We start from the raw sequence: 22,463 nt of genomic DNA on the forward strand, positions 1-22,463 counted from the left end.
TTTAGGGTTTAACAAGACAGACTACACATAGCTATATCTTGACATTTGTATAGTAAACATATACTATGAAGTAATTAGAAACTAAAAAATATGATTTAGCCCCCTCTTTCATCTTGAGAATACTCAACAGCTTTCTTACGTATTTTTTCAAAATATAATTGTTTAATCTTCTTATTACGTATCGGATTTCCTATTAATACAACCCTATTATCCCTATCCAAAAGAAAAGTATTAAAGCGCTTGTCTTTTTTTAAGTTATTTTTAATTCTTAAATCATCTAAGCGATCAAAAATAAGAGGATATGGAAACCTAATTGTACTTTTATTTATTTTCTTGAAAATTTCAAAATTGTTTGTAGCTACATAAAAATGAAATGATAAATTTAATTCACTGCCGTAATCTTGCACCATTTTTTTCCACTCTAATAACTCATCGATACAAACAGAACAGTCTCCATCAATTCTTGTTACAATTTTGAATTCTTTATTATCAATACACTCTAAGTTAAAATCGCGACCAATAGCTCCAATAATTACTGTATCGCTTGGTAAAACCAATTCTCGATTCATCCAATATTTAACTATTTTAGCATATTCTTGACTTTTCTTATTTCTGTTACAGGCGCTAAACAATATCATTATTAGAATAACAGAACTTATTATTAATCCAAAAGGATAAGATAATTTACACTTTACATTCATTTTGTAGGGAATTTTACCAATTGTGGGTAAGGATTTATTGTCAAAGCATATATAGTCCCATTTTCATCAACATCAAAAGTTCTAATATCCACATCAAGTTCATAGTACTCAACAGGTACTCCTGAATGTGTGAAAATGAATATTTTATTCCCCATATACGCTTCCATTCCAAATTCCTTACGAGTACGTCCTGAGTATAATGCATAAATAAAATCATCCTTACTTACAACATCTAAAAAACCTGTACAGGATTCCTTAGCAAAAACAACACCATAACCGAAATTTGAATTAGGTGTAAAATTTGGTGTAAATAATTGGTAAGCATTTTCCGTTACAATACCATTCCCATTTTTAGAATAAAAAAATATCTCACCAGAAGCTAATGTATATCCTGTAAAATAACCATTAATACTATTGGTGAAATGTGTCTGATAAGCCATTCCTTTATTCATTGTCGACATTTTTGGATAATCATCAATCGGATAATCGTCAACATACTCACATAAACCAATACTATCCATTGAACTTATTAATAATCTTCCTTTATTTTGAAACAATCCTGAACTTACAAAACAATCATTTACACGCACAGTATTTGCAACACGTTCTTTTTCAATTTTAAGGTTTCTGTTCAAAGTTGTTTTCAGATTATATTGATTAGATTTTATATCTGCCTCATAGTAAGTAGTATTTAAATCATCATAAAAACCAATCTTCCTAGGTTCTAATAATTCAAACCGACATATCATCCCGTATTCTTCTGGACCTCTACCTTTTAAGCATAAATCTTTAATTAAGGATAAATTATTCAAACTAATTAACTTAATAAAATTACGAGAATCGGGATCTAAAACAAATAGTAAAGAATCCGAGATTCTCAAATTAGTTGGGTCTCCAAATAAATCTTTATCATGCCCTATTTTTTTGAAAATTAAGTTCTCTTTTTAAAGGAAAACTATTTTCAAATTCCTCAAAAGATGAGTATTCATTGCATGAATAAAATGAAAGTAATACAATTATAAAACAAGCTATTTTTTTTATCATCATTTTAATTCGTTTGGTTTATTTTTAAAATACACTTTGATTTTTTTACCCCCTTCACGACCATCATACTTAAGTATATGAAAAGTATTTGATTTTAGTTGATAATATATTGAATCCCCAATGCTTATTTTATCCCAATTTTCCATTAGAGTACCTCGATTAAATAATCCAATAGATATAGTCTTTGTTTCTTTGCCTTCATTTTCAAATTTGAGAATAACAACATGCTCTCTTTTATTATAAAAAAAATCCTCTACTTTACCTTTCATAATATTTCCAGATGGAATCTGCCCCTCTATTGAAAAGAACATAACTAATGTAATTGCAAGTAATTTCATCTTATTCGTATTTTGTTTAATTGTTTTGCTTTGACTAGCAAAAACCTATCCTCAAGAGTATTGTTGGTAGCATGAATGCTACCAACAATACATATAAAAAAATTTCTATCAAAAATGATTTAGAAAAATTAATTGGCACTCCTATATCCATAAAGAGGTATTATTTGTCCATCCCTCTCAATAAAAATACACAATTCTCTTGGAGGTGAAACACAAATATATCCCCCTGATCCCTCACCACTCGCCAAAGCTTCCACGTTCATCATTTCTAAAGCATTATACTGATCTGTTGAAGAATTGGTAAAGAAATTTAGGCTTATTGTTACCACGATAACTACTGCAAATAAATATTTTGTTAATTTCATTTTATTATTACGGATAAAAACTATCCTAATTCATTTTAGCTAAATGCCGATTATATCCTTTCACAGCACAGGTCACATGAACCTTTTCTTTTTTTAGTATATCTTTGCCGTATTACCTCCTTTCTAATTTTGGAGGGAGCCCGAACAGGAGCTTTGTTTTGTTTCTAAGGCGCAACAAGCTTCTGTCATTTTCTTACGTATTTTTTCAAAATACAATTGTTTAATCATATAAATTAGAGTCAGACAATAAAGTCAAACCCTAAAAAAAATAACTTATACACTTTACGGGATAGTGTTATTTAATTTTGACTTTTTATTTTCTTTTTCGATACAACTTCTAATGAAAGCCTTTTCCTCTTTTAAATTTCTATTTTTATAATTAGGAAAAAAAACGTTTTTTATTTTATTTTCAAAGTCAAATGAAAGAAAAACAGGAGTATAAATAAATTTTAGTTCTTTCCGAATTACATCTTTCTCATCGATGTAAACATATTTTTTATAATTGTTTTTTAATTGGTCTTGTCCAACATTTGCAGATGTAGATATTATATATACCACTTGTTTGTTTAAAACCGAGTCAATCATTTTTGATATTTCAAATCCAATATCAATGCATGTTTGGCAATCAAAACCATTATATAGAAAAATAGTTTTATTTGAAATCTTAGTTGTGCTATCTAAGATAGAAATTAGGGATTTTACTTCTTTATTTTTAATCTCCTCTATTTGAGCTTTAAGCATGATGTCATATTTTGACAATGTTTTATCTGTTGTATTATTGTTGTTGTTTTTACATGACGTGAAAATAGCAAAAAGTATAATGATACAAATTAAAAGATTTTTCATAAAAATTTAATTTAATTTAAATTTAACCATTTCTCCATTTTGACCATCATATGCAAGAATTTGGTTTTCAGTAACACAAAATGAAGTAAACCAACCTTTTCCTAAACTTAATATTCGAGTTATTTCAAAATTATTGTTATTGATTTTTATTTCCAAAATATTGTTTGTATTAACCTTAACTCCTTTATTTGTTGTTAGTAATAAATATAACTTATCATTAAAAATATAGGCATAAGAGATTAGTTCGTAGTAACCGTTTTCTCTGGGGGTTTCTTTATTAATAAGAGTCATTCGATCTTTCAAAATAGCAATATTTTCGAAATTTAATTTATTAAGGATAACACCTTCGCTATTATATATTTCAATATTTAATTTATTGTCTGATACTGCTATTATATTTTCTTTATTATTTAAAAGATGTTTTTTGTTTTTTACATACGTTTCTTTTTTTGTTCTATATTGTTGAACTAATCCAATTTTTTTTATTTTTCCGAGTGAAGAGAGTTTAACTATGCTAGTACCCATGCTTACATTTGATAAATATAAACCATTCTTATTTTTGACAAAACTAGTATTTGGTAAATACGCACTCGATATTGTTGGTTTGATAGTACTTATATATTTATTCTTATCATAAACCTCTATTGATTGTTTGCCATCATTTAATATATATAATGTATCCTGAAAAATAGTAATATGAGCGGCCCCAATAAACTCTCCAGGACCTTTACCCCCAGAGCCTAATGTTCTAATTAACTTTAGATCTTTATTCAAAATTAAAATCTGATTTCTTTTATAGTCCGTAAAATAGAATTTATTGTTGCTTGCAACTATTCCTCTTACATCAGAAAAATAAGTACTGTCTGAAAGTTTATAAAAAGATGTGTCTCTTTTTAGACTTAGTTTTTCCACTTTAATTGACTTCTGTGTACATCCTGTTAATAGGCAACAGGCAAATAACAATTTAATAACATTCTTTTGTATAATCATATACCAAAATTTACTAAAGGAAGTATTGACTTAACAATACTTCCTTTATTATTAACAATATGTTGAATTCCCATCACACTTAACGTATCTCCACCCCTTAATACACGTTTTTATACCTGTGCACTCAACATTTGATCCCATGGTGTCGCAAGTAGTGCTGATAGTACATGAGTATCCTGTTTCACCACTAGCATAAGCATTTAAACTTATTAAACTTGCTAAATCGATATTCGAACTACTAGAGTTATTTATCGAATGATTTATGTTTATAGCAACAGTAAATGCTAGAATTACTATACTTCCTATTGTCTTTTTCATAATTTTTATTTTTTTACGAGAAATAATTTTATAATTTGTTTCTTTCGAGGGATATCACTTTTGAAAGACAAACTACTTTTTTATAACAATTAACAATCTGTTCTGTTTCCATCACATGAAACATACCCAGATCCTCTAGAACATTTTTGACCTGTACATTTTACAAATCCATTGATCGGACAAACTGATTTAACAGTACATGAATATCCCGTTTCACCACTGGCATAAGCATTTAAACTTATTAAACTTGCTAAATCGATATTCGAATTACTAGAGTCATTTATCGAATGATTTATATTTATAGCTACAGTGAGTGCTATAATTACTATACTTCCAATTATTTTTTTCATAATCTTTAATTTATTTTTGAGAAGTTCTACTTCCCGAGAAATAATTTGATACTTTATTTTTTGATGTCTTATGAGGTGTTTTGCTTTTGCAAAACAAATTACCATTATAAAATAATTATCTCATTAGAGATTTCCTCTAGGGATCAATGGTTTATTTCATATATCTTTGCCGTATTACCTCCTTTCTAATTTTGGAAGGAGCCCGAACAGGAGCTTTGTTTTGTTTCTAAGGCGCAACAAGCTTCTGTTCTTTTTCCCATTTTTTTTATCTTTTTTAGAGAATTCTACTTCTCCTTTTATTTTGTCTAATCCACAAGCACTCTCACCTTCGCCTCATGTGCTAAATTCAAGTTTCCATCAACAATCACTTCATCACCAGCTTGCAAACCTTCAATAATTGTATAAGATGAACTGTTTTCCTTCCCTGTACTTACATAGTGCCATATGGCTGTTCCTTCCTTGTAGGTAAAAACAACTTCTTTATTCTGACGAAGCAGTACTGCCGATTTGGGAACAACAAGTTGATTTGGCAAATTGTTTTGAATCAAAACCCGCACATTCATTCCCTCCAACAAGTCTCCTCCTTTATTATTTACTCTGGCAGTAATTTTCACCAATCCATTATCCTCAATCACCGGATTAATTTGCGTGATGTTACCGAAATACTCCTTTTCAAAAGCAAAAGGAAATATTTTCACTCTTTGACCTTTTCGCAATTCTCGTAATTCCGATTCCATTACCGAAAATTCAACTTCGAAATTTTTATGATCTATCAGTGTACAGAAAGGCTTGCTAATATCTGTTTTATCATAAATTCGACCATCAAGATTGGCTACTACTCCATCAAAAGGAGCAATAAGACAGGTGCCCATCATATCATGTTGAGCATTTTTATATTCTAAGTTAGCAGAAGAAAAGCCAGAATTTAATTTCGAAATTCGCAACACTTCTTTTGGTATTTCAAGGGTATCTTGCCCATTATACCCCTGACCAATGAGCACATCTGCCAGTTCGAGTTCGGCTTTCGCCAATACCTGTTTACTTTCCTCCAAGCTGTTTTTTTGCTCAAAATCGTCCAGTACTGCCAATACTTCCCCTTTCTGTACAAAATCTCCATTGCTAACATTTAGTTTTTTCACCACATTGGAGAGCAAAAAATATAAATCGCTCTTGCAAAAAGCTCTAAGCTTACCGTTACTTACCAACTCTTTTTGAAAAGTACCAGCAACTAATTTAATTGTTTTCACTTCGTTTAATTCCTCACGAAAAGCAATCTTTGAAGATTCTTCGTCGGTTTTACCCTGTATAGGCTTACAACTAACTGCCAAGCAAAAAACACATAATAACATTAAAAATATTCGCATAACAAATAAAATACATTTACAACTTTAAATACTTACCACGTGGAACTTATTATAACCGGATAATTATCCTTCTACATTAGGATTTACTGAAAATAGAACTTTGCAATTCTAGCTCATTTCACAGTAAATCATAATCTCTATTCTTCTTCAACGTATGCCTTAAGAGTAAGCTTATAAAACTCAGTTTGAGTATTAGCCCTAACCGTTGTATAGATCTTATTAAAACCCAATTTTTCCTTTGTATCAAATTTAAGTTCGATGAATGCAGTATCTAAGGGTTGAATTGTATCATTACTTAAACTATAACCAGTACATGAACAATCTGGATTTACGTATTTTATAAATAATGTATCACTTCCAGAATTGTAAAATCTATATTTACCTATCAGTAAAGTATCTTGGCGAACTTTCCCAAAATCTATATACTTATTAATAAATATCAAAGATGATAATCTATGATTAACATTTATGATTTCACTACTCCTTTTGGGGCGTATTTTACAGCCAACAAATGTTAATAATAAAACACCCACCCAAATATATTTTCTGAAATTCATATTAATTGTTTTTTTTGGGAACAGTAAACCGATACACTTTCATCTCCTCATTTTCTTCATCAATAGTGGAGCTAGCATAAACATATGGATCAATAAAACCTATTACTTTGAGATTTCTTGGCACTTCAACATCTGCAATCATTGTATTACTTTTATATATTTGTAATCCATCCGTTGAAGAATTATCACCTTTTTTATAACTCCTAAACAACATATCTAACTCATCTATATATTCAATCCAATCATAATATCCTTTCGTTTCTCTTTCTACTAAATAGTATTTTTGAAACTCTTTTAAACTGTTAAGTTCTTTATACTTTATATTCATATTTTCCCCTGAATATCCAAACGCTTCGATTGGATTGAATTCATTATCATATTCATATATTAAGGAATCAGCCTCGAAGGATATCAAAAAATTTCCATTTTCTTTGATATCAAAACTAAATAATGCAACCTGTTTTACATTATCATTATCTGCATAGTACGTTGAATATCTACCATACATTTCGCATACTTTGCCATCATCTAATTTCATTTCGGACAGAAGTCTACATTCCCTAAAATACTTACTTGGATTATTAACTACATTATACCCCTCATACTCTGAAAATTGATTGAAATATATCTTATCCCCATTGTTTTTAAAGATTAGTTTAGGGTACATTAAAGTATATATGCCAAAATCACTTGCATCCATTCCTTTTTTTCGCATATCTCCTTTATCTATCAGAAATGTTTTTTTTCTAATAAAATTTTTATCAAATAAATGACAATCATTTCCACTCCCAACGATGAGATGATCTCCATTTGATAACCTTGTATGACAATCAATCAAACCTGTATTAAGTTCTGAAGGACCTCTTCCTTGACCAAGCATCCTTTTGATAAAATGTCCATCTTTATCAAATGAAAAAACCCAACAAAACCTCTTATCAATGAAATATATGGAATCGGTCCATAATTTAATATCTCCAACATATGATGCTTCTATTTTGTCAAGTTTTATTGTATCGAGATTAATCTCATTTAATACTACAGTCTTATTATTATTTATTTCCCATACAATATTTAGTTTTTCCTTTTTGCAACCGATTGCAAGAAATACAACTATTATGAAAATAAAACATCTATACTTTATATGCATACCCTTTTTTTATTTGACATACAAAATAGTATCAAAGCTCTCTTACTCAGATACCACATTGTATATCATAATTATCAATAATTAATTATCTTGAGCAGTTCCTATCGTAATTCCAACAATCAGATGATCCATTACACTTTTGACCTCCGTTATCAGCTTTACATCCCTTACCAAAACCTATTGTAGATCCGCAAAAACATGAAACTCCGGATCCTCCGGATTCTCCATCAGCCATTGCAACATATTCGATTGCATCCAAAGGAAATTGCCCTTCACTAGAAGTGAAAGTATCAGACCCTACAACTGACAACAATATTATTGCCACAACACTGATATTTTTTAATAATGTGTTTTTCATTTTTTTAAAATTTATTAAGAATAAACTGTATAGCTTTAAAAGCTATACAGTCCATTCATTATGTTAGTTACAATTTCTATCATAATTCCAACAATCTGATGATCCTTCAGGATTACATCTTGAACCACGATTATCAGCCTTACAACCTCTTCCATACGTTTGCCCACAATAACATGAAACTCCTGATCCTCCGGATTCTCCATCAGCCATTGCAACACATTCTATTGCATCTAAAGAAAATTGCCCTTCACTAGAAGTGAAAGTATGAGACGCTATAACTGTCAACAATATTATTGCCACAACACCGATATTTTTTAATAATGTATTTTTCATTTTTTTTAATTTCCCGAGTAATAAAAATAAAATTACTCTAATTGATACTAGTAACTATTAGTCCTGTTTTATCCTTTCACAGCGCAGGTCACATAAACCTTTTCTTATTTTAATATATCTTTGCCGTATTACCTCCTTTCTAATTTTGGAGGGAACCCGAACAGGAGCTTTGTTTTGTTTCTAAGGCGTAACAAGCTTCTGTTCTTTTTCCCATTTCATTTACTATTCTCTGAGAGTTTTACTTCTCCTTTTATTTTCAGTGTAATCATCCCTTCTTTAGAATTGCAAAACACCGTGATGGTTTTAAAAAACCTCCCTGGGTATTTAGCATCGTAAGTCACTTTTATTTCTTCACTATTACCCGGGTTAATAGGATGTTTGGGCCATTCAGGTTTGGTGCAACCACAAGAAGTTTCTACATACTTTATTAAAAGTGGGTATTCACCTGTATTTACAAATTGGAAACTAACTTCATTTGGTTTTCCTTGCTCCAATTTTCCCATATCAATTTCTGTTTTATCAAACTCAATTTGGGTGGGAGTTGTATTAATTGTAACAAAAGAATAATCTCCAACAAAAGCCCAAACTAAAAATAAGAGACTCAACACTGCTATTGGCACTAAATAAATCTTTTTCATTCTTTAATTATTTATTGATTCTCCTATCCTATTCCAACGAATACCACTCCAAGTCTTTTCTTCCACATCACTACTCCATCCTATCATAAATACTTTCCCTATTAAATGATCTTCAGGCACAAACCCCCAAATACGACTATCAATACTCAGATCTCTATTGTCTCCCATCATAAAATAATAATCCTGTTTTGGCACATATGAATCTGTATGTATTTCATTTATATAAATACCATCTTCTTTCATTTCAATACGATTCCCTTCATAAGTCTCAATTAAGCGACGGTAAAAGGCAATATTTGCTCCATTCAATATTAAGGCACTTCCTTTTTTCGGAATTTTAACAGGTCCATAATTAATAGCATCCCAATTCATTTTCTCATCTAGTTCTTTCGGGAAATAATAAATAGAAGCCCGTTGTCTGATTCGAACCTTAATACTATCAATATCACCTCTTGCTTGAAATACCTTCCTCTCTTTATCCGTTAGAGAGAAATCGGTAATCCTCTCATCCCTATTCCGCCAATAGTTAGAAGATCCTATATCCTTTTCACATGCCCACTTATCGTGATAATAAACTCGCCACAATCTTTTAAAATTATAATTTTCAGTTATTGAATCTCCATTAATTTTCACAATTCCATGAACAATTTGGATTATTTCCCCTGGTAATCCAATACATCTTTTCACGTATACAGGCCTATTACGAATAGGCAGAAAACACTTCTCTCCATAATTTACAAATCCTATATTATCTATTTTATTCTTTCTTTTCCGCTCAAGCATTTCATAATAATTTTGCATAGGTCTATTACAAAAAACAGTATCCCCTTCAGGAAAATGAAATACTACCACATCTCCTCTTTTAATATCTCTAAACTTTGGCAATGAATATATTTTACCAAACATCTGTTTCGAACTACCAAAACCAATTTTATCAACACATATCCAATCACCAACTATTAAATTGGGCGACATCGAATGAGATGGAATTTTATATGCAGAAATAAAAAAAGTTTTTAGTAAAAAGATAATAAACCCAATTATGAAAACAATATAAACTCCTCTCTCCAAGATGTTCCAAATTGTTTTTATGATTTTTCTACTTTCCATATTTTATTTTACTAATATTTTTGCCAACTCACTTCTCATTTCCTCTATTGCTTTGGATTTAACTTTTACCTTTTTATTCAATAATTCCTTGGCAATCCTCTTGGATTTTGTTGTTTGTCCTGTTTCATCATACAGTTTTGCCAACAAATACTTTGGGTAAAATTTATGTGGAATAATGTACCAAGCCTGTAAGTATGCTTTTTCCGCTTTTTCATATTCTTTTAGTGCTCTGTAAGTATCACCAAGTGCAGTATATAAAATAGGATCACTTCGATACAATTTTGCCTTTTCTAATACAATTTTTGCCTCTGTGAACTCTTCATTCATAAGTAAACACTTACCATGCATTTGTAGTAGCAATCCATTGTTTGATAAAATTCCCGAAGCTCTTTGGTATTCCTCAGCCGCATCGTCATAAATCGGATATTGATACAACTGATAGGCTTCTTTCCAACATTGATATCCACCGTATTGTTGCCATATTATTTTACCTGAAAAAGGTAGAAGAACCAATAAAATAAGACCAATTCCCTTTACTAAAACCAGCTTAAATTTCCCAGAAATATTTAAAGGCAAAATGACTGTTTTATACTCTTGAAGACTTATAATTAAAGCGAATAGTATAATTAATTGCACGACTATGGGAGCAATATCTAATGTGTAGGAAAACAGGCTAAAACACAAAATGGAAAGTAAGGCTCCTTTTAATAGTACCACCATATTTTCAGTCGGTTTCTTTTCCGATCGAACACTATATACCTGCTTACGAAACAAAATCACCAGAAAACCAATACAAAACAATACGCCAACAGCACCGTATGCTACTACCAATCGTATTATTTCATTAAAAGGTGCATCTGGTATGCCGGCAACCATACTCTGTTCTACAGTTCCAGTACCATTTCTAAACCACTCAGCCTGATAATCCCCATACTTCGCTTCAAAACCTCCTACTCCCCACCCTGCTAAAGGTTTGTCTTTTATCATCTCCCACGAAACTTGCCACATCAACAATCTCCCATTTGCCGATCCCTCCTTGAATTTGTACAGACCAAACAGAGAAATAACTATGGTTAAACCGACACTTACAGCAATCACCTTTTTTTGTAATGCATTAAATGCCATAAGAACATGATGTATTCCAGGATATTTTTTCAATTCCGATCTAAATAACCACAAAATGTATAAACTACTTGCAATTGCACCTAACCAGGCCGCTCTAGAATGAGTTGCTGATAAGGCAATTAGTAGCACTATTAAAACAATTTGAGAATAATAATTCATCAATATTCTTGAGTTCAGAGCATTTATTTGGCGAAGAATATTAATCTTCCACCTAATAATGGTTTTAAGATTTGAATTGCTGTCATTTATATCCTCTATAATATTTTCATCAAGCTTTTTTCGCGTTGTTAAATAAAGTCCTAAAGCCATAGGAACACCACTAAGAATATACCCAGAGAAAGGTCCAGGATTATGAAACGAACCTGTTATATTGAAAAGGCTGTGATAAGAATACATCAGACCATACAATTGCAAAAGTCCGATAATAGCTTGCACCGATACAATAGTCAGATAAATTAAAATAACAGATAAAACTACTAGCGAACTGTTCCTTATCTGTCTAAAAAACAAATACAAAACAAAGTAGATGCCACTAGTTATCAAGTACTGTTGAGGGTTATCATTTGGCATATTAGTAAACAACTCCCTTACTAACATCCATAATACAAAAAGTACAATAAATATGTCTATAAAGTAGATATTTACTCCTTTCCTAAAGAGCAATTTCATCCCTGTAAATACCATTGCTAAAATGCCAAACTGCTGTATCCACAAACACTTAGCTGTTATGTTACCACGAAACAAGCTATTATCAACAACAAAGCAACTACTCAGCAATATTGCTATTAGCAACAAGGGAATAATCTGACCTTTATATTTGTTTACAATTTTTAGCATTAATTGTATCTTACGTACTCGTATTTCAATCAAAATGTGGTGTAATAAAAAAAAAGAACAATTAAAGAGTAATAATTTAAATAGGCAAAATTTACTAAACAGTTACTAAATCAACTAATGCCATTATTCACCACTCAAGAGTTTCAATAAATTAAAAACCAACAATCTCACCCAACCAATCGATGAAACCTGTTGGTAAAATTGTTGGATCCACCTCATCTGGATCTTCCTCTCCTGTAGCCATTGCCATGGTAGATATGTTTTCTAGTTTAACATTTGGCTGGTTTTTATTTCCTTGTAATAATAAGTTGAAACCCATTATAACAACGACCACTCCAAATAAAATTTTCTTTTTTGTCTTCATCCGTTTTATGTTTATCAATTAGGATGTAAATGAAACTGAATAAAATTATTTATAATAATTTTTTAACGGGACATTTGCGGGACAAATATCATAATGCAACATATCAACTACTTACAAGTTGAAGTACAATAACACTACTTAACAATTCAATATAGAAAAACACTCTAAATCCGTTCTGTAAAATAAAATTAAAAACATCAAACTAAAACATATTATGATTTTATTTGAATTTTGGAGATAATCCAATACCTTGTGAAAATTTACTCTACATAATTTAAAAAAACAAACTACCTTTAGAAGTCGTATTTGATGAACTTATTAATTAAATAAGTTTAAAGTTTATATTAAAAACATATGGTAATAAATAAAATAAAAAATCTTCCCTTGTACGCATTTATTATTATAAGTATTGTGCTAATTGTATATATGCTTTCCTCAAAAAAAGATCAGTTGTTTACCTATGAAACAGCCTTGGAAATTTCTGGTTCTAATAGAATAGAGCTCCAAAAAGTACTTGATCATTATGGTGAAAATGAGCATGATTCGCTTAAATTAGAAGCTGCTAAATTCTTAATAAGGAATATGCCTTTTTACTCTTTCAAAAAAGGGAGTAAGGAGTTTGGTTTCGCATTTGATTCAATTGCTAAATTCCCAATGACTGTAGAGCGTAAAACCATATTTTCAAGGCTATTGGACTCTATAAATAAACAAACAGTTAAAGTTCCGAAAAAAGAATTCAAGGATATAGAAGTTATTACTTCAGAATTTCTAATTAAAAATATTGATTTAGCATTCAAAGCATGGTATCGACATCCCCCAGATAAACGCTCAAATTTCAATACCTTTTGCAACAATATTTTGCCTTATCGAAACAGTAACGAGCCAATTGAAATGGGAATTGAAACTCGAAAAAAAATAATGGAAAAATATGATTGGGTATTTGATTCTCTAAATGCAAATGTACCACTGGAATCAATAGTCGATTCGATTGTAAAAAAGTTCCAAGCTAACAACATCCCATCAATTCGCACTAAATATCCAGTCACACTAAGCATTAACGAATATGAAAAAAGTAGAATAGGAATATGTCAAGATAATGTGAATTATTTTATTTACTTGTTCCGTGCCTTGGGCATTCCAAGTTCGGATGAATCAGTTCAACACTGGGGAAATCATCATTCTTCAGGACATTCATGGTTTAGACTTGAATATGGAAAGGACATTTATTATCAGGATAATGTTCTCGAAAAATATATATACGAAAGTATTCCGAAAGTATTCCGAAGAACATTTGATACAAATATCACAGAGAAAAACAAGATTAAATTAAACATAGATGTTACTTCTGAATATAAAACCACAGTAGATGTTAGCCTTCCTTGGGTTATAAATAAAACAGATAAGGATGTTATACCTCTTGCATGTGTGTTTGATGTACATCAACAATGGTTTATGGTTGATGCAGGAGTAATTAAAAATGATTCAATCAAATTTAAAAACCTTGGAACAAATACTTTATATCTGTCTGCATTTTATAATGAAGGACAAAAATCAGCTGCCAACTATCCTTTTTATATTTCACCCGACCAAAGTATTCGTTTTTACAAACCAGATACAAAACAATATGATTCTGTAATACTACTTCGTAAAGCAGGTTTTATTACGCATAGGTCAAAAACAAAACAACGATGGTTAAAAAATCTAGAAGGAGGGTATTTTCAAATTGGCAACACCCCTTTTGCAAAACAGTCCCCTATCGTACACCAAATTATTTCTCAGAAAAGCACCCATGCTCAAATTATTCCTATTAACAATAAAAAACCATTTCGGTATGCATGGTTCCATTCTAACAAAAAAAAATCGCATCTTGCACTGATGGAATTTCATGATCCCGATGGCAAAAAAATATCAGGTTCTATAATTGAATCAAATACAGATAAACTCTACTGGGAGGATGGTGCTTTTGATGATGATCCACTAAGCTTATCTGGTGGCACAAATTATTGCATAGGTATAAAACTAAATAAACCGCAAGTCATTGGCTATGTAAAATATCAAGCCAGAAACGATGATAATCATATTAGAATAGGCGATACCTATAATCTTGTTTATTGGGACAACAAATGGAAGACTTTGGGTACACAAACGGCAACCGATACATTATTGACATACCGTAATGTTCCAAAAAATGCCGTTCTTTGGTTAAGGAATTTAACTCGAGGCAAAGAAGAAAACATATTTACAATTGATGAAAAAGAAAAACAACATTGGTTTGGCTTCATTAACTAAATAGAAAAACTATAACCTTCTGGTGTCAGGATACTATCTCAACAAGAAATTATTACTCTTCTAATTTAATAAAACCAACTATCTATAATTCTTTTGCCTTAATTTAAGAGCAGAACTAAAAAAATGTCCTAAATCACATCCTGTTTCCAAAGATAATTTCTTTCTCATCCTAAACTTTGTTTTACGGATACTATCAGGATTAACATTTTTAATTTCAGCTATTACATCATCGGGTAATTTTAGCGAGAACATTACAGCGTAACGAGCGTCACTTCTTGTCAATTGGGGATATGCACTTTCAATTTTATTGATACTCTCAGGATAACACTCTTCAAAATCGTCATGAAATAATGAATTCGTATCCATTCTCTTTTGTAATTCTAATGCATTTTCTTTATAACCTAATAATGACCGTTTCTCTCCTAATCCTACTAAAAGACTTTGCAAGGCCAATTTTTTCTCTTTTGCTTTTTCAAGTTTTTCTTTATTTTTTAATTTAAATTTTAAACCTATTATTGAAAATGAAAAAAACAATACAACAACAGCACCTAGCAACATAAGTAGTATATTCTTAGTCTGAGATTTCAATCTTGTGTTTTCTTCCTCAAGTGTTATCAAATTGAGTGAAGTCTCCATCAGCCTAGCTAGCTGTTTTTCTGCTTTACGATCGTTAGATCTGTGGTTTTCATTTGCTTTAACAAGGTGAGTAAAACCAGATTTATAATCGCCCATCAACGTATCTATTCTGCACAAAGCTTTATATGCATAATATTTTGAAAAATCTTGATTATACTCCTCACTCAAAGTCAATGATTTATTTAAACTCAGCCTCGCATCTTCATAATCTCCCTGATAAAAATACACCAATCCTTTAAGCTGAAACAGTGAAGGTAATAATGACGTTGAAGGATAATCAGAAATAGCCAAACCTAATGCCTTATCCAAATAATTATGCGCAACATTCCACTCTCTCAACTTTTTTGAATGCTGTGCAAGTACTTTATACACACTAGCCGCATTAGTATAGAGATCCAATTTCTCATACTCATCTGCAATATTTAAAAGTTTACCGGGTGTTTCGTTATTACTTTTTTTAATTAGCAGATTAAGGAATTCAGCATACAAACTATATTCTTTGACTTCCATGGAATTTAATAATCCCGTTCCCTTTTGCAAGTCATTGCCTTTGGCCTCTCTCAAATAGTTTTTGCACCTTGCTAAACCTAAATAAGCTAGGCCTTGTTCCCTTTTATTCTTTTTATTAACCAGATCGATTACTTTATAATAATGGATTTTTGACTGTTGCCAATAACCTATCCTCTCCGCTAACCAACCCAATATCAACTGCGCCTTGCCCTGGTACAGCTCATTTTCATTATTAACAAATGTAATAAGTGCTTTTTCAAGGTAATCTATGGCGTTATCCTGCTCTGCTTTTTTATAAGCCAAAAGACCAAATAAAAAATTTACCTGCCCATAATATTTTTCAAACTCATCTTTGCCAGTTTTACTGATCAGATCCTCTAGCATCATTTCACCTTCTGCAGGATGAAAATAAAGCTTATCCTCTATTATTGAAATTTGATTTTCTATTTGATTTTGACAATTCGAATCCTTCCCAATAACCAGAAGTAAGCAAGTAAACAAAATAGCAAATATATTCTTCATCAGTAATTTTATTATTTTATCATTCAAAGATAAGAATGAATTACAATAAAAAATTCTTACTCTGACCTTTTTATTATAATCAATTTTAAAAATCACCTGCCATTTATATGTTATACATTATTACCTTTTGGACAATAACAATCTGCATAATTATAGATAGCAAGTCAAATGCTATTAATCAAAGAAATAGCTATCAAGTATAATATACTTAGAAATGAACAAGCATTAATTACAATTGCATTTCTTAAGCAAGAAATAAAATTTACTTACAGAGATTTATCCGGGCAGCATAAAACATAAACTTCTTCAAACCTTTCTCAACTTTCAAAACATGATAACTTTCTAAGAACGAAAATAAAGAAGCATATATTTTCAGTAAAATTCATTCAAGCTCATCAACTCTTCTAAAGAATTTAATTTGAGTCTTTAGCCAATTAAAATAACTTCCTTTATATTAGGCTAGCCTAACTGAATCAGATATAAATATTTTAAAAAGTGTCAACCTTCTTAGAACAACTCACTTTTTAGCGTATACTCTTCAAAACATACAATAGATGGGAATATTGTATGTTTTACTGCATTCATTGTGATGAAACTAATTTGAATTCAATTTTGTATATTCGTATATTTTTTATATAAATTTGAATGGTAACAACAGTTTCATGGCAATAATTATAAAGTACTAATCTGTACCAAACTTGCACCTTAAGATTGTAAAACGCTAATAATCAGCACCGATTAGTTTTGAAGAAGTGAAGTAATTCAACTTCAGATAAAATCAAAATGGCGATCAATATTATTGATCGCCATTTTTTTGTGCATTAAAAAAAGGTTCAAAGCTAAAAATTACCATTGAACCCTTACAATATCCATTTGTTGACGTTAGTTTAATATTCCAGAATAAATGGCTCTATATCTTTTCGTTTTTCGTAGTAGGAAATCAAAGATTTCTTTAACACTTTCTCCTCTTTTAGAAGTGCATACAACTTTGGTTCGTAAGCCTTTTTAATGGCCTGAAAGTTGGATAAATCTTCATTCTCACTTTTTATTAATTCACTGATATTGGCTGTGATTTTAAAATGTGCCTTGCTCATTTTAGGATTTTTTATGGCTTCTATACAGAAATCAGAAATTAGTAAGTTTGTTCTATTTTCGAAAGTAAAATCAAATGGATTCTGTCCGCAGCCAAAGTGAAATGCAAATCCTCTTTTTTCTGAATAAGCTGCAATGTCAAAATATGACATGGAGATGTTGACTAAACTATCAATTGACACCTTTACCTTTTTAGTTTCTTCATTATTATAGAAGCTATTTTTAGCTAAATCAAAAATTCCCATTACCGTTTCATCTTTTTTGCAATAAGTAATAAACTTCTGCTTTCCCACCTCATAGTCTCTCTCCTTAATTCTTGACAATTCACCAAACTTTACCGTTGTATCACAATTGACTTTATTATAAAAAGCCGAAACAATTCTACCCGCATAAGCATTATAAAAATCTGCATTAGGAATGCTATCTGGAACTCGATACTCTATTGCCATATTCTCCTGATTATAATAGGAGTAATTAAAATCCAACGCAAATTGATCGGTAGTACTATCGATGCATTTAAAATCTGTCATGACTTCGAAGAATGCAACAAAATCACGATTATCCTTTTTAAAATTTTGACAACTAACAATACCAAGTAAAGCAATTAAATAAATTAGGTTTTTCATTTTATGATGGTTTTTGTATGTACAGGGAGATTGTTTACTTAATGGCAGTAGGTAGAATATTTTCTCTTTTCAGAATACCATCAAAATCCGTTACGTACAGATAAAAATCTGCAAGGGTGTTTTCGATATTAATATCAATTTTTAATTCAACAAATTTTAAATCTTTATTATCGCTTGTAAGTTGGTAGCGCATCGATTTAATCAATCCTTTATCAATAACCTGCACTAGTTTGTATTCAGATACCGTACCCAATATCAATGAACCCATTGAATATGATTTTTCGTACATCTCTTCGTTCATCACAATCCTCCCATGCACCATAGGAGTTACATAATCTTTACCTAGTAAATAACGTGCTCCTTCACTATGATTTAATGACTTTAGTATATCACCAACAATTAAAGAACCTTTACTTTTAAGTTTTTGATCAACCTCTTTTAAGGGGATTTTGGTATTTTCCTTTGAGCCACAGGATGTCGCTAAAAGAAGAATAATAACAACAAGAACATTATTCAGATATTTCATACTTCTAGATTCCATTTTTATAGACTGATTTCTTTTACAAACTTTTTATAACGAGTGGCTGTATCGCTTCAAATTAAACTATAACACGTGAAACTACAAAACAATAATGAGCATGTAAAACAATCATTTAATTATTTTACATGCTCATTATGGATTAACAAAATAAATGCTAATTAATCTAATTACATCTCTATTGTTAAAGGATCATGACTGCTGTGAATCCAAAAAGTTTTCACTTTCATTTTTAAATAATTTGCTTCATACTCCACGCACTTCATTGGATCATCCTTTTTGTATAAGTCTTGTCCGATCTCCATAACATCTTGCATGGTTGCCCACAAATGATTTAAGCAACGAAATACTTCTTCTTTCAGTAAGCCTCGAGAATTTAACAAACGATTAAGCTCAATCTTATCCAACTTTAACACTTGAAAAAGCGTTAGAATTCGATCGATTATCGTTTGAGTAGTTTCTGCATTTTCACGAGGAATATTACCCTCTAACTGCACTACAAAGTTTGGAATAATTGTAAGAATAGAGTTCAGATCTTTCCGCTCAACAATCTCTACAATTTTATCGAACTCTTTAATTCGCGAAACAGGAAAATTATCTTGAACTTCGAGTATCATCCCATTTAAGGACTCTAATTTTCGATAAATACCAATGCGTAATTTTTGTATTTTAATCCCTTCGGGACCACAACTCACAAATTCTTTTGCACGTTGAATCTGATCCATCAACTTTGTTTTAAATACTTCATCGAATACTGGATAAGATCTATTAAAATCTGCTATATCTCGTGAATAGCTATCCAATAAAAATTTTGCCGCTACCGGCATTTCATCAAAATTAAAAGGAAAATCAATTGTTTCCATACCACCAATTTTGTTAGTTATGCTTCTTTTTAATCGTTTAATATCTGTTGAAATTCCATCTCACCACTTACGGAACTTTTGCATCAACAAGTTGAAAAGTCAGTAATTTGTTCTCTTTATTAATTTAATTTACGTCTACCGTATCGCCATTAGTAAATTACATAATATCACAAAACTTACTGAATTCCGTTTCATAAAATACAAAATATCAATACGATCGAAAAAATATTACAAGTGATCTACAACATGTTTTTAATTATCATGATCAAAAGCATTAGGAATTAAGAGAAAAGCTGCACGTTTTTTTTATCATCAATCAATCTTTTAGTAGATTTGTATAGATCCAATAAAAATAAGATGACAAAGAAATTACTATTACTAGTTTTAATCATATTACCACTTTTAAACTTTGCTCAGCAATTAAATCAAAGCGATGCAAACGGTCGAAAACAAGGATTGTGGGAGAAAAAATACCACAACGGGAAAGTAAAGTACTCTGGTACTTTTAAAGATGGTTATCCTTTTGGAGAAATGAAAAGGTTCCATACCAACGGCAAGTTAAAAGCAATAATGTTCTTCTCTCAGGAAGGAAAAAAAGCTAAAGCCAGTCTTTACAATGATTATGCGAAATTAATTGCCGAAGGAAATTTCATTGAATCGAAAAAAGATAGCATTTGGAATTATTTCGATAAAAATGGGAATATCCGTGCCACTGAATCATTCAAAGAAGGTGTTAAAAACGGTACAAATACCTTTCTATTTAAAAATGGAAACATGGCAGAAAGCATCACTTTTAAAGATGGAAAAAAGCATGGTGTTTGGAAACGCTTCTTTAAAAATGGACAGGTATATTTCGAAACTACATACCTAAATGGTCAATTGAATGGTGGCGTTCAATCTAATTTTCCGAATGGTGTTATTGAATTTGGCGGAGAATACAAAAACAACAAGCGAGAAGGAACATGGGATTTTTATTCGGTAAAAGGAGATTTGCTCTATACCCTGGAATACAAAAATGGTTTTGCAGCCAATCAAGATGAGCTTGATCAGCTTCAGCAAAATAAATTATTGGAAATGGAAAAACAGAAAGACAGTTTAGTTGATCCTGAAAAATATGTTGATGATCCGGATTCTTATCTTCGATCACAACTTCAATAATTCTATTTGTTAGCCAACTCACTCCAAATCCAATTCTTATTTCATGAGTCAAAAAGGAATCAGTCTTTTCAACTTAAATCAACAAATTAAAAACATTTTGTCGGAGTCGTTTTCTTCTGGCATTTGGGTCGTTGCAGAAATTAGTGAATTGCGATACAATCAGAACGGACACTGTTATCTGGAACTGGTTGAAAAGGATGAGTCGAGCGATCAAATTATCGCAAAAGCGAGAGCAACCATTTGGTCGTACACCTTTCGCATGTTAAAACCGTACTTTGAAACCACTACGGGTCAAGCTTTTTCAGCAGGAATGAAAGTTTTGGTTAATGTGAGTGTAGAGTTTCAGGAAATCTACGGATACTCTTTAAACATTAAAGATATTGACCCAACTTATACTTTAGGCGACATTGCTAGACGAAGAAAGGAAATTATAGCTCGTCTTGAAGAAGAGGGTGTTTTGGAGATGAATAAGGATCTTGACTTTCCTGAAATTCCTAAATGTATTGCTGTAATCTCATCGCCCACAGCAGCTGGCTACGAAGATTTTATCAATCAGTTGGAAAATAACTCCTTCGGATATCAATTTCACTACAAGCTCTTTCCCGCTATTATGCAAGGAAATAATGCTGAAGAATCGATCATTAATGCACTTGATAAAATTAATGAGCATGAAGATGTATTTGATGTAGCCGTTATTATTCGTGGTGGTGGATCTCAAGCCGATTTAAACTGCTTTGATAATTATTGGTTGGCTTTTAACATTGCTCAGTTTCCGCTTCCGGTGATATCAGGAATTGGCCACGAAAGAGATGAAACGATTGTTGACATGGTTTCCCATACCAGAGTAAAAACACCGACGGCAGCAGCTGAATTTCTAATTGATTGCTTTGATGAATGTCGTGAACATCAAAATAATTTAAGAGAACAATTTTTGGAAGAGGTGAATGAAATTCTACTATCTTCTTCAGAAAATTTGATGCACCTTACCAATAAATTCTCACCACTTGTAAAGCAAATTTTAGAACGTAAATCGAGTCATTTGCAATTGGCAAAACAAAAGTTAAAATCGGCAAGTGCTAATTTAATAATCGATCAGGAGCATCACCATCAAAGGTTAAATTCTCGTTTTCAATATTCCACAGAACGAAGTATTGGCAGTGAAAAGATTCTTATCGATCAATTAAAAAACAAATTAAAAACGAAAATAAAAGGACGTTTCGAATCGCAGAATCATCAAATTTCGATGTTCGAACAGTCAATAAAATATCTCAACCCTGAAAACATCTTAAAAAAAGGCTATACCTTAAGCATGAAAGATGGTAAAATTATTAAAGACATCAACCAACTAACAGAAAAGGATGTTATTGAAACTCGATTTACAAACGGAAGTGTTAAGAGTCAGATTCAAAAGATCACTAAAAAGAAAATAAAATAAACGATAATA

The 22,463-nt window shown here is 31.0% G+C and carries 24 protein-coding genes; 3 read left to right on the forward strand and 21 right to left on the reverse strand.

Annotation, left to right across the window (positions count from 1 at the left end; all coding sequences use genetic code 11):
* Positions 1 to 95 precede the first annotated feature (95 nt).
* The 17 genes from L3049_RS07895 to L3049_RS07975 form a co-directional block, all read right to left on the reverse strand.
* Positions 96 to 701 carry a hypothetical protein gene (locus tag L3049_RS07895; protein ID WP_275109261.1) on the reverse strand — a complete coding sequence of 202 codons (606 nt, stop codon included), beginning with the start codon at positions 699 to 701 and terminating at the stop codon, positions 96 to 98.
* Positions 698 to 1,633 (reverse strand): BF3164 family lipoprotein, encoded by a 936-nt coding sequence (locus L3049_RS07900; protein WP_342753452.1) that lies wholly within the window; start codon positions 1,631 to 1,633, stop codon positions 698 to 700. Before L3049_RS07900 ends, L3049_RS07895 begins: the two co-directional genes overlap by 4 nt.
* A gap of 111 nt (positions 1,634 to 1,744) precedes the next feature.
* Complete coding sequence (locus tag L3049_RS07905; protein WP_275109262.1) at positions 1,745 to 2,083, reverse strand: hypothetical protein; 339 nt, start codon at positions 2,081 to 2,083, stop codon at positions 1,745 to 1,747.
* Positions 2,084 to 2,211: 128 nt separating this feature from the next.
* Positions 2,212 to 2,448, reverse strand: a complete 237-nt coding sequence (locus L3049_RS07910) for an NVEALA domain-containing protein (RefSeq protein WP_275109263.1) — start codon at positions 2,446 to 2,448, stop codon at positions 2,212 to 2,214.
* Positions 2,449 to 2,730: 282 nt separating this feature from the next.
* Positions 2,731 to 3,294: a hypothetical protein gene (locus L3049_RS07915; protein ID WP_275109264.1), complete on the reverse strand. Its 564-nt coding sequence runs from the start codon at positions 3,292 to 3,294 to the stop codon at positions 2,731 to 2,733.
* A gap of 6 nt (positions 3,295 to 3,300) precedes the next feature.
* Positions 3,301 to 4,206, reverse strand: a complete 906-nt coding sequence (locus L3049_RS07920; RefSeq protein WP_275109265.1) for a 6-bladed beta-propeller — start codon at positions 4,204 to 4,206, stop codon at positions 3,301 to 3,303.
* A 129-nt stretch (positions 4,207 to 4,335) separates the two neighbouring features.
* A complete protein-coding gene (locus tag L3049_RS07925; RefSeq protein WP_275109266.1) occupies positions 4,336 to 4,602 on the reverse strand; it encodes a hypothetical protein in 267 nt (88 codons plus the stop codon).
* Positions 4,603 to 4,691: 89 nt separating this feature from the next.
* On the reverse strand, positions 4,692 to 4,952 hold the full coding sequence (locus L3049_RS07930; protein WP_275109267.1) for a hypothetical protein: 261 nt from the start codon (positions 4,950 to 4,952) through the stop codon (positions 4,692 to 4,694).
* 305 nt (positions 4,953 to 5,257) lie between these two features.
* Positions 5,258 to 6,316 (reverse strand): efflux RND transporter periplasmic adaptor subunit, encoded by a 1,059-nt coding sequence (locus L3049_RS07935; protein WP_275109268.1) that lies wholly within the window; start codon positions 6,314 to 6,316, stop codon positions 5,258 to 5,260.
* Positions 6,317 to 6,453: 137 nt separating this feature from the next.
* Positions 6,454 to 6,873, reverse strand: coding sequence for a DUF1573 domain-containing protein (locus tag L3049_RS07940; protein ID WP_275109269.1), 420 nt, complete (start codon positions 6,871 to 6,873; stop codon positions 6,454 to 6,456).
* Between the two features lies 1 nt (position 6,874).
* On the reverse strand, positions 6,875 to 8,020 hold the full coding sequence (locus tag L3049_RS07945) for a 6-bladed beta-propeller (protein ID WP_275109270.1): 1,146 nt from the start codon (positions 8,018 to 8,020) through the stop codon (positions 6,875 to 6,877).
* Positions 8,021 to 8,105: 85 nt separating this feature from the next.
* Entirely contained in the window at positions 8,106 to 8,378 is a 273-nt protein-coding gene (locus L3049_RS07950) for a hypothetical protein (RefSeq protein WP_275109271.1), read from the reverse strand.
* 63 nt (positions 8,379 to 8,441) lie between these two features.
* Complete coding sequence (locus L3049_RS07955; protein ID WP_275109272.1) at positions 8,442 to 8,711, reverse strand: hypothetical protein; 270 nt, start codon at positions 8,709 to 8,711, stop codon at positions 8,442 to 8,444.
* Positions 8,712 to 8,926: 215 nt separating this feature from the next.
* Complete coding sequence (locus tag L3049_RS07960; protein WP_275109273.1) at positions 8,927 to 9,349, reverse strand: DUF1573 domain-containing protein; 423 nt, start codon at positions 9,347 to 9,349, stop codon at positions 8,927 to 8,929.
* A 3-nt stretch (positions 9,350 to 9,352) separates the two neighbouring features.
* Complete coding sequence (lepB, locus tag L3049_RS07965) at positions 9,353 to 10,459, reverse strand: signal peptidase I (protein WP_275109274.1); 1,107 nt, start codon at positions 10,457 to 10,459, stop codon at positions 9,353 to 9,355.
* Between the two features lie 3 nt (positions 10,460 to 10,462).
* Positions 10,463 to 12,421: an O-antigen ligase family protein gene (locus tag L3049_RS07970; protein WP_275109275.1), complete on the reverse strand. Its 1,959-nt coding sequence runs from the start codon at positions 12,419 to 12,421 to the stop codon at positions 10,463 to 10,465.
* 151 nt (positions 12,422 to 12,572) lie between these two features.
* Positions 12,573 to 12,785, reverse strand: coding sequence for a hypothetical protein (locus L3049_RS07975; protein ID WP_275109276.1), 213 nt, complete (start codon positions 12,783 to 12,785; stop codon positions 12,573 to 12,575).
* Between the two features lie 354 nt (positions 12,786 to 13,139).
* Here L3049_RS07975 and L3049_RS07980 point away from each other — a divergent pair, with 354 nt between their 5' ends.
* Entirely contained in the window at positions 13,140 to 15,074 is a 1,935-nt protein-coding gene (locus tag L3049_RS07980; RefSeq protein WP_275109277.1) for a hypothetical protein, read from the forward strand.
* Between the two features lie 78 nt (positions 15,075 to 15,152).
* On the opposite strand, the gene L3049_RS07985 is transcribed toward L3049_RS07980, so the two are convergent.
* The 4 genes from L3049_RS07985 to L3049_RS08000 form a co-directional block, all read right to left on the reverse strand.
* Positions 15,153 to 16,742 carry a tetratricopeptide repeat protein gene (locus tag L3049_RS07985; RefSeq protein WP_275109278.1) on the reverse strand — a complete coding sequence of 530 codons (1,590 nt, stop codon included), beginning with the start codon at positions 16,740 to 16,742 and terminating at the stop codon, positions 15,153 to 15,155.
* An 887-nt stretch (positions 16,743 to 17,629) separates the two neighbouring features.
* Positions 17,630 to 18,460 (reverse strand): hypothetical protein, encoded by an 831-nt coding sequence (locus tag L3049_RS07990; protein ID WP_275109279.1) that lies wholly within the window; start codon positions 18,458 to 18,460, stop codon positions 17,630 to 17,632.
* Between the two features lie 34 nt (positions 18,461 to 18,494).
* A complete protein-coding gene (locus tag L3049_RS07995) occupies positions 18,495 to 19,001 on the reverse strand; it encodes a hypothetical protein (RefSeq protein ID WP_275109280.1) in 507 nt (168 codons plus the stop codon).
* Between the two features lie 167 nt (positions 19,002 to 19,168).
* The gene (locus L3049_RS08000; protein ID WP_275109281.1) at positions 19,169 to 19,861 is read right to left on the reverse strand and encodes a hypothetical protein; all 693 of its coding nucleotides are present in this window, start codon (positions 19,859 to 19,861) and stop codon (positions 19,169 to 19,171) included.
* Positions 19,862 to 20,218: 357 nt separating this feature from the next.
* Between L3049_RS08000 and L3049_RS08005 the strand changes: the two genes are divergently transcribed.
* Positions 20,219 to 21,019 (forward strand): toxin-antitoxin system YwqK family antitoxin, encoded by an 801-nt coding sequence (locus L3049_RS08005; RefSeq protein ID WP_275109282.1) that lies wholly within the window; start codon positions 20,219 to 20,221, stop codon positions 21,017 to 21,019.
* A gap of 43 nt (positions 21,020 to 21,062) precedes the next feature.
* On the forward strand, positions 21,063 to 22,454 hold the full coding sequence (xseA, locus tag L3049_RS08010; protein WP_275109283.1) for an exodeoxyribonuclease VII large subunit: 1,392 nt from the start codon (positions 21,063 to 21,065) through the stop codon (positions 22,452 to 22,454).
* Positions 22,455 to 22,463: the final 9 nt, after the last annotated feature.

Source organism: Labilibaculum sp. DW002, assembly GCF_029029525.1.
Taxonomy (GTDB): Bacteria; Bacteroidota; Bacteroidia; order Bacteroidales; family Marinifilaceae; genus Paralabilibaculum; species Paralabilibaculum antarcticum.

Bases quoted from the DNA above. Each gene is read 5' to 3' on its own strand.
- L3049_RS07895 (WP_275109261.1), bottom strand. From the start codon at position 701: ATGAATGTAAAGTGTAAATTATCTTATCCTTTTGGATTAATAATAAGT.
- L3049_RS07905 (WP_275109262.1), bottom strand. From the start codon at position 2,083: ATGAAATTACTTGCAATTACATTAGTTATGTTCTTTTCAATAGAGGGG.
- L3049_RS07910 (WP_275109263.1), bottom strand. From the start codon at position 2,448: ATGAAATTAACAAAATATTTATTTGCAGTAGTTATCGTGGTAACAATA.
- L3049_RS07915 (WP_275109264.1), bottom strand. From the start codon at position 3,294: ATGAAAAATCTTTTAATTTGTATCATTATACTTTTTGCTATTTTCACG.
- L3049_RS07925 (WP_275109266.1), bottom strand. From the start codon at position 4,602: ATGAAAAAGACAATAGGAAGTATAGTAATTCTAGCATTTACTGTTGCT.
- L3049_RS07930 (WP_275109267.1), bottom strand. From the start codon at position 4,952: ATGAAAAAAATAATTGGAAGTATAGTAATTATAGCACTCACTGTAGCT.
- L3049_RS07935 (WP_275109268.1), bottom strand. From the start codon at position 6,316: ATGCGAATATTTTTAATGTTATTATGTGTTTTTTGCTTGGCAGTTAGT.
- L3049_RS07940 (WP_275109269.1), bottom strand. From the start codon at position 6,873: ATGAATTTCAGAAAATATATTTGGGTGGGTGTTTTATTATTAACATTT.
- L3049_RS07945 (WP_275109270.1), bottom strand. From the start codon at position 8,020: ATGCATATAAAGTATAGATGTTTTATTTTCATAATAGTTGTATTTCTT.
- L3049_RS07950 (WP_275109271.1), bottom strand. From the start codon at position 8,378: ATGAAAAACACATTATTAAAAAATATCAGTGTTGTGGCAATAATATTG.
- L3049_RS07955 (WP_275109272.1), bottom strand. From the start codon at position 8,711: ATGAAAAATACATTATTAAAAAATATCGGTGTTGTGGCAATAATATTG.
- L3049_RS07960 (WP_275109273.1), bottom strand. From the start codon at position 9,349: ATGAAAAAGATTTATTTAGTGCCAATAGCAGTGTTGAGTCTCTTATTT.
- lepB (WP_275109274.1), bottom strand. From the start codon at position 10,459: ATGGAAAGTAGAAAAATCATAAAAACAATTTGGAACATCTTGGAGAGA.
- L3049_RS07970 (WP_275109275.1), bottom strand. From the start codon at position 12,421: ATGCTAAAAATTGTAAACAAATATAAAGGTCAGATTATTCCCTTGTTG.
- L3049_RS07975 (WP_275109276.1), bottom strand. From the start codon at position 12,785: ATGAAGACAAAAAAGAAAATTTTATTTGGAGTGGTCGTTGTTATAATG.
- L3049_RS07980 (WP_275109277.1), top strand. From the start codon at position 13,140: ATGGTAATAAATAAAATAAAAAATCTTCCCTTGTACGCATTTATTATT.
- L3049_RS07985 (WP_275109278.1), bottom strand. From the start codon at position 16,742: ATGAAGAATATATTTGCTATTTTGTTTACTTGCTTACTTCTGGTTATT.
- L3049_RS07990 (WP_275109279.1), bottom strand. From the start codon at position 18,460: ATGAAAAACCTAATTTATTTAATTGCTTTACTTGGTATTGTTAGTTGT.
- L3049_RS07995 (WP_275109280.1), bottom strand. From the start codon at position 19,001: ATGGAATCTAGAAGTATGAAATATCTGAATAATGTTCTTGTTGTTATT.
- L3049_RS08000 (WP_275109281.1), bottom strand. From the start codon at position 19,861: ATGGAAACAATTGATTTTCCTTTTAATTTTGATGAAATGCCGGTAGCG.
- L3049_RS08005 (WP_275109282.1), top strand. From the start codon at position 20,219: ATGACAAAGAAATTACTATTACTAGTTTTAATCATATTACCACTTTTA.
- xseA (WP_275109283.1), top strand. From the start codon at position 21,063: ATGAGTCAAAAAGGAATCAGTCTTTTCAACTTAAATCAACAAATTAAA.